Below are 5,545 nucleotides of genomic sequence, written 5' to 3' on the forward strand. Positions count from 1 at the left end.
TGAGCGCCCCGAAGTCGCCAGCAGGGATGCTTCCTGGTCAGCCCCGGCGGACACAAGGGCTATCGATCCCGAGCCATGGCGCGGGCTGGGTGATCCTTTGCTCGTTGAGCTCATCGAGCGCGCAGCAAGCCATAACTTAGACCTGCGGCAAGCCGAGGCGCGGCTGCGCGAGGCGCGGGCTGGGCGTGATGTTGCGGCTGGCCGCCGGCTGCCGGATCTTGCCGCAACCGGGTCCGCCACCCGCCAGCAACTGTCCGAGAACGGCCAGTTACCGTTCGATCGTTTCCCGGGCTTTGATCGCAGCTTCTCGCTGTTCGATGTCGGCTTTGATGCGTCGTGGGAGATTGATCTCTGGGGCGGCACCCGACGGGCCGTGGAAGCTGCGACCCGGCGCATGGCGGCGGCTGCCGCCGAGCACCAGGATGTGCGCTTGCGTGTCGTTGCCGAGGTTGAGCGTACCTATGCAGAACTCCGCGGTGCGCAGGCGGAAGCGGCAGTCCTTGCGGCAGAGGCCGCAACGCAGCGCCGCCTTGCTGACCTTATGCGCCAGCGCCGGAACGCCGGCGAAGTTGCATTGTCGGACGAGGCACAAGCCGAGGCGCAGGCCCACAGTGCCGAAGCGGCATTGCCAGGAATAGAAGCGCAGATCCATGCCGCCGCCCACGGACTGGCCGTCCTGACCGGCCAGCCGCCGGAGGCGCTGCGGGAGCGGCTCCTGAAACCTGCAGTCCTGCCGCTGCCGCCGGCACAGGTCTCTGCCGGCCTGCGGTCTGATATCCTGCGCCGCCGTCCGGATGTTATCGCGGCCGAAGCCCAGCTTGCAGCGGCCATTGCCGATGTCGGGGTCGAGACAGCAAATCTGTTCCCACAAATTTCGCTCATCGGCAGTGTCGGGCAGCAGGCGCGTGGCGGCACTGACCTGCTCTCAAGTGGCAGTACCCGCTATCAGCTTGGTCCTATGCTGCGCTGGCCGATTTTCTCCGATGGCCGCATCCGGGCACAGATTCGTGCAGCCGACGCCCGAGCGGACGCTGCAGCGGCACAGTATGAGCAGGCAGTGCTGGCGGCACTGGCCGATAGCGAGACGGCGCTCAATCGGTACAACGCGGCTGTCGCGGCTGCACGAGAGATGGGCATTGCGCGCGAGCAGGCAGCTAAGGCTCTGGCTCTTGCGGAGCAGCGTTACACGTCAGGCGAGGACGACCTGCTGCAGTACCTGCTGGAGCAGTCCCGCTTTAACGGCATTGCGCGCGTCGCCGCCACCACGGAGCGTGACCGGCTGGTCGCGCATGCAGCTCTGGTCAAGGCATTGGGTGGCGGCTGGCAGGGCCAGAGCGGAGATCCGGCAGACGAAGGGAGCGCTCAGGGTTTCTCTGCTAACAGGCCAAAGGACAACCAGCCAAATGAAGTCGGGGCAGGGAGCTAAGCTCGCCTGCCATAAGCGTGCGCACAAATTGTCCAGCGTTCACCGCGGCCGGTGGACAGTACCTTCACCAGCGGTGATGAAGATGCACGTGGCCTCATCGCCCGGCTCGATGTCGGCCGTGTGCCAGACGCCGGGCGGATTGATCGCGTAGTCGCCAGGGGTGAGCGCTACCCGCTCTTCTCGTCCATTAGCCAACTGCTGGATCAGAGTGACGCGGCCGGCAATGCAGATGACAACTTCCGCGCCGCTCGGGTGAACTTCCCAGCTATCCCAGTTCGCCGTGAAACGGTGCTGCGCGACCAGGCGGCCTTCCGCGCCGTCGGCTGAATGCCGGGCGCTGTAGACGGCATACCAGTCCATGCCGGTGAAGGGCGGCTCGGAGATGGCCGTGGCGCCGAGACCCAGATGGACAGGATTGGTTGAGAGCTGGGGCATGGAAGGCTTTCCTATAGCTGTGAGTGCATGTCTACTTTAGAGCGAATCCCGTTCAGTCTGGTTCATATCCGCAAGAGCGGAAGTATTTGGCACATTCGGCGGGCTGGAACAGTTCGGTGAGCTTGCCGATCAGGCTCCACAGGCCGGAGACGGTTCGCTCTGCGGCCTTGCGCAGCATCGCCTTGAGCCGGGCGAAGGCCTTCTCGATGGGGTTAAAGTCGGGACTGTAGGGCGGGAGAAACAGCAGCCGTGCCCCGGCACCTTTGATCAGCGCATTTACCTCCGCGCGCTTGTGGCTTGAGAGATTGTCCATGATGACGATATCGCCGGGCCGCAACTCGGGCACGAGAACCTGAGCGACATAGGCCTCGAACCATTGGCCGTTGATCGGCCCATCAAGCACCATCGGGGCAATCATCCCGCTCATGCGCAGTCCGGCAACCAGCGTGGTCGTCTTGCGGTGGCCATGGGGAACGCCCATCCGTAAACGCTCGCCTTTGGCGCAGCGGCCATGGCTGCGGGCCATGTTGGTCGCCGTCCAGGTCTCGTCGATGAACACGAGGCGCTCGGGGTGAAGGTCGAGCTGGCCATCGAACCACGCCTGGCGCTGCCTCAGGACGTCGGACCGGTCTTGCTCGACCGCGTGGCCGGTCTTTTTTTGCGCGTGATGCCGTGGCGGACAAAGAAGCGGTGCAAGGTCGAGGTCGCTACCGTCAGGCCAGCCTCAGTCAGGGCCACGCGCAGTTCATCCAAAGTGGCGTCTTTGTCCGTCTCCCACAGGCTCAGGATCGTTTCCCGGTGCTCCTCAACACGGCGCGAGCGCATGTCTCCGCCCTGAGGCCGGGGCGCAAAATCGCCGGTCGCGCGGCGCTGCGCGTGCCAGCGGATCGCTGTTGCCGGCGCAATGCCAAACCGGGCCGCCGCCGCGCGACAGCTTGCACCGGCATCAATTACCGCCAGAACGCGCGTGCGCAAATCCATTGAGAGAGGCTGACCCATTCATGCTGGCCTCCAGTTCCCAGCCAGAAGCATGAATCAGAAAATCAGCCCCTTGGGAATCCCCGCCGATTCACATCGCTCAGAATCCGCTCTAGCGGTTGCAGCTCTCTCGATGTTGCTCCACCCTGCCAACAGCTGTTGGTGGTGTGCGTCAACAACCTGCAGCAAGTCTGCAAGGGTCGTAAAGCCTAGGTTATAATGAGCAGCGACGCCGTCGACCAGACGAAAGCAGCACTCGTAGGTTGCTAAGTATCAGCTGGTTTACCTCCGCGCGCGGAATCTCCAGCGTTGCCGCGAGCATCTCATAGGCGTTCTCGACGTCGGGCGGTGTGGACGGCCTGCCGTTAGACGAACCGAACGGACCGTCTGTCTCGGTGAGCAGACGATCCCGCGGCATCGCCTTTACGGCCGCTCGCCCCGCCGCGCTCGCAAGCATGTTCGCTCCTACCGAGAACCAGCAGCCAAGGCTGGCTGCCCGTTCAACCATGGATGGTTTCGCAGAAAACCAGTGCAACACACATTCGCCAGCTGTTGGCTCGGTTTCTATTAGTTCCAGCAGCATCCCTGACGCACCGCGGCTATGGAGCGATATAATTTTCCCGCCCTCAATCGCGCAGATCGAGAGTATTTCGGAGAGAACTTCGCCTTGGACATCCAAAGTGGCCCGGTGAGGCTCGGATCCGTCCAGGCCCACCTCGCCGATGTAATCGGTCTTGTTGATCAGCGACCTGAACAGCGGTAGCTCATGCCGTCGTGCAGCGGCGAGTTCAGGATGAAGGCCGAGCGCGGTGCGGATGCGACTTCCCTCCGGTGCGAGACGCCTAGTGCCTTCAAATGCAGTTGGGGTGGTTGTAACAGAAAGCACGTACATATTGCGGCTAGCCGCCGCCTGTGCCACCGCTTGGGGATTGGAAAAAAGGTCTAAATGACAATGGAAATCTACTAGCGCCATTGGACTTTTCCAAATAGGCCTTCAAGCTCGGCCAAACCTCGGCCGACCGCCTCGACTATGGCATTGCGGACTTCCGGGTTAGTGGGCAGAGGTCCCGCCTGAAGTGCCCAGCGTTCGAGTTTCCTGGCTTCTATTCCGACTGACCGGGCAACGGCTTGCCTCGCTGCAAGGACGTCATCGTTTCGCGCACTCTTCTCGAGTTCGTGTAGGTAAGGGGTGCCATCTGGCACCCTCGCGGCGTCGAATGCTGCTCGCCGTATCAGACATGGTACACAGCGGCCACATTGCCCGTTGCCGCGCTTGCCTTTGCCGCAGGAATATGACTGTGAAGCGAGTAGGGCCAGTTGCGAATGGCGTGTCTGTGCGAGCATCTCGCCTTTGGTAGTTGCGAAAAACGGATTGTTGATCCGCATGCGTAGACCTACAGCCGCTAGAATGTCGTTGAGTATTGAAAGCAGATGAGGGTGTACCGTCCGGGTGCTAAGCGAACCAATCCTGCGCCGGGTCAACGGCGGGTTGATCGCAATAAACACGTTTTCGGGCACCACGATGTGTTCGATACCGCAAGCTCCAGCTGCGACGATCCCGTAGCCATAGAAGAGGAGCGAGCGCGAACGGGTTGATGGTTCATAGGGCTGCCGCCACCTTTCACGGATTCGTGCCTCAAATCGATCACTAGCGAGACCGAGCCCGGCCGCAAGCGTCTGCTGCGGCGAGATCTCCTTTGGCGAACCCTGACTCACGAGTAGCGGCCTCCCGCCGGTTTCCCGCAGATGAAGCGCACCAAGGAAACTATCGAGACCGCCGGAGAAAAGGCAGACTGCGTCGTATGGGTGTGGTCTCTGTATTACGTCTGGTGGGGGCACTCCTCCGCTCGTGATCTCCAAATGCCAAATATCTCCGGTTAGGAAGCGAAGGGCTTGGGTCAGTGAGCTGACTTGTGGAAGCCATGGGGCTGGATCGGAAACGGAAACCCGCAGGCCAATCGAACGGGTCCACCCGTCGGGCGAACCTGCTCGTAGGACGAAGCGATCCGCTGCGAAGACGGCCGAAGTGATCGCGAGGAAGTCCCAGGCTGCTGTAGGAATTGGCCCAGGCAGGCTGCGCACGAGGCGGGGTAAGGCTGCGCCTAAACCCGGCAGTTGCGCGCTTCCACGACCAAACAACTTTACGCCGATTGTGTTAGGTTGCGCATGCGCCGTGGCCGCATCAGCTGAGTCCGGTGTAGCAACGACCATAGTGCCTACCATTCGGCAATCTCCCCGTAGACCGTAGACGTGATTTCCACGATGATGCTTTCGATCTGTGCTGGCTCAAGCGCACCTCCATTGCGCTGGAGGATCGGTGTTGCGACGTGATCTGCGACCTCACGCACGAGATCGCGCAATGCATTCTCGCGCTGAACGGCCATCAGAGGGTCGACTTGATCTGCGGAGCGGCCCTGCTCGGCCATGACAGAGGCGAAGACAAGCTCGGCGACAAAACAGACGGTCGCGACGACGACCGTTCGATCGTCGATAGCCGACGGATCGAAGAGATCTGCGCCATCTAGGCTCTCAATGAGCGCCTCCGTTATTGCGGCACGAACTAGTTCCTCGTCGAGGATGCCGGGCGGACAGAAGCGGTCTACGATGGCGTCGATCGCTGTTTCCATGGGCAGGCCGGCAAGCTGTCCCAGGTCGAATCCGGCAGTACCGGCAGGTCGCCCCTGTGCTGCAGCGGCGAAACCGCTG

General features: G+C 62.1%; 6 protein-coding genes. 1 reads left to right on the forward strand and 5 read right to left on the reverse strand.

All coding sequences use genetic code 11. From position 1 onward, the window contains the following. Positions 1-1,426: efflux transporter outer membrane subunit (locus VIG90_RS17170; protein ID WP_331594747.1), on the forward strand; the 1,426-nt coding region annotated here is incomplete at its 5' end. A 39-nt stretch (positions 1,427-1,465) separates the two neighbouring features. Here the strand turns inward: VIG90_RS17170 and VIG90_RS17175 are convergent. The 5 genes from VIG90_RS17175 to VIG90_RS17195 form a co-directional block, all read right to left on the reverse strand. Then, entirely contained in the window at positions 1,466-1,861 is a 396-nt protein-coding gene (locus tag VIG90_RS17175) for a cupin domain-containing protein (RefSeq protein WP_331594748.1), read from the reverse strand. A 52-nt stretch (positions 1,862-1,913) separates the two neighbouring features. Then, positions 1,914-2,860 (reverse strand): IS630 family transposase gene (locus VIG90_RS17180; RefSeq protein WP_331594749.1). Its coding sequence is split into 2 segments (ribosomal slippage): positions 1,914-2,524 and positions 2,524-2,860, totalling 948 coding nucleotides; the frame shifts between segments, so codons are not numbered across the junction. A 193-nt stretch (positions 2,861-3,053) separates the two neighbouring features. After that, entirely contained in the window at positions 3,054-3,812 is a 759-nt protein-coding gene (qatD, locus tag VIG90_RS17185) for a Qat anti-phage system TatD family nuclease QatD (protein ID WP_331594750.1), read from the reverse strand. After that, complete coding sequence (gene qatC, locus VIG90_RS17190; RefSeq protein WP_331594751.1) at positions 3,803-5,062, reverse strand: Qat anti-phage system QueC-like protein QatC; 1,260 nt, start codon at positions 5,060-5,062, stop codon at positions 3,803-3,805. Before qatC ends, qatD begins: the two co-directional genes overlap by 10 nt. Beyond that, on the reverse strand, positions 5,056-5,545 hold a 490-nt coding region (locus VIG90_RS17195), incomplete at its 5' end, for a hypothetical protein (protein ID WP_331594752.1). The genes qatC and VIG90_RS17195, both read right to left, overlap by 7 nt.

This window comes from Pedomonas sp. (assembly GCF_036515995.1).
Classification (GTDB): Bacteria; Pseudomonadota; Alphaproteobacteria; order Sphingomonadales; family Sphingomonadaceae; genus Pedomonas.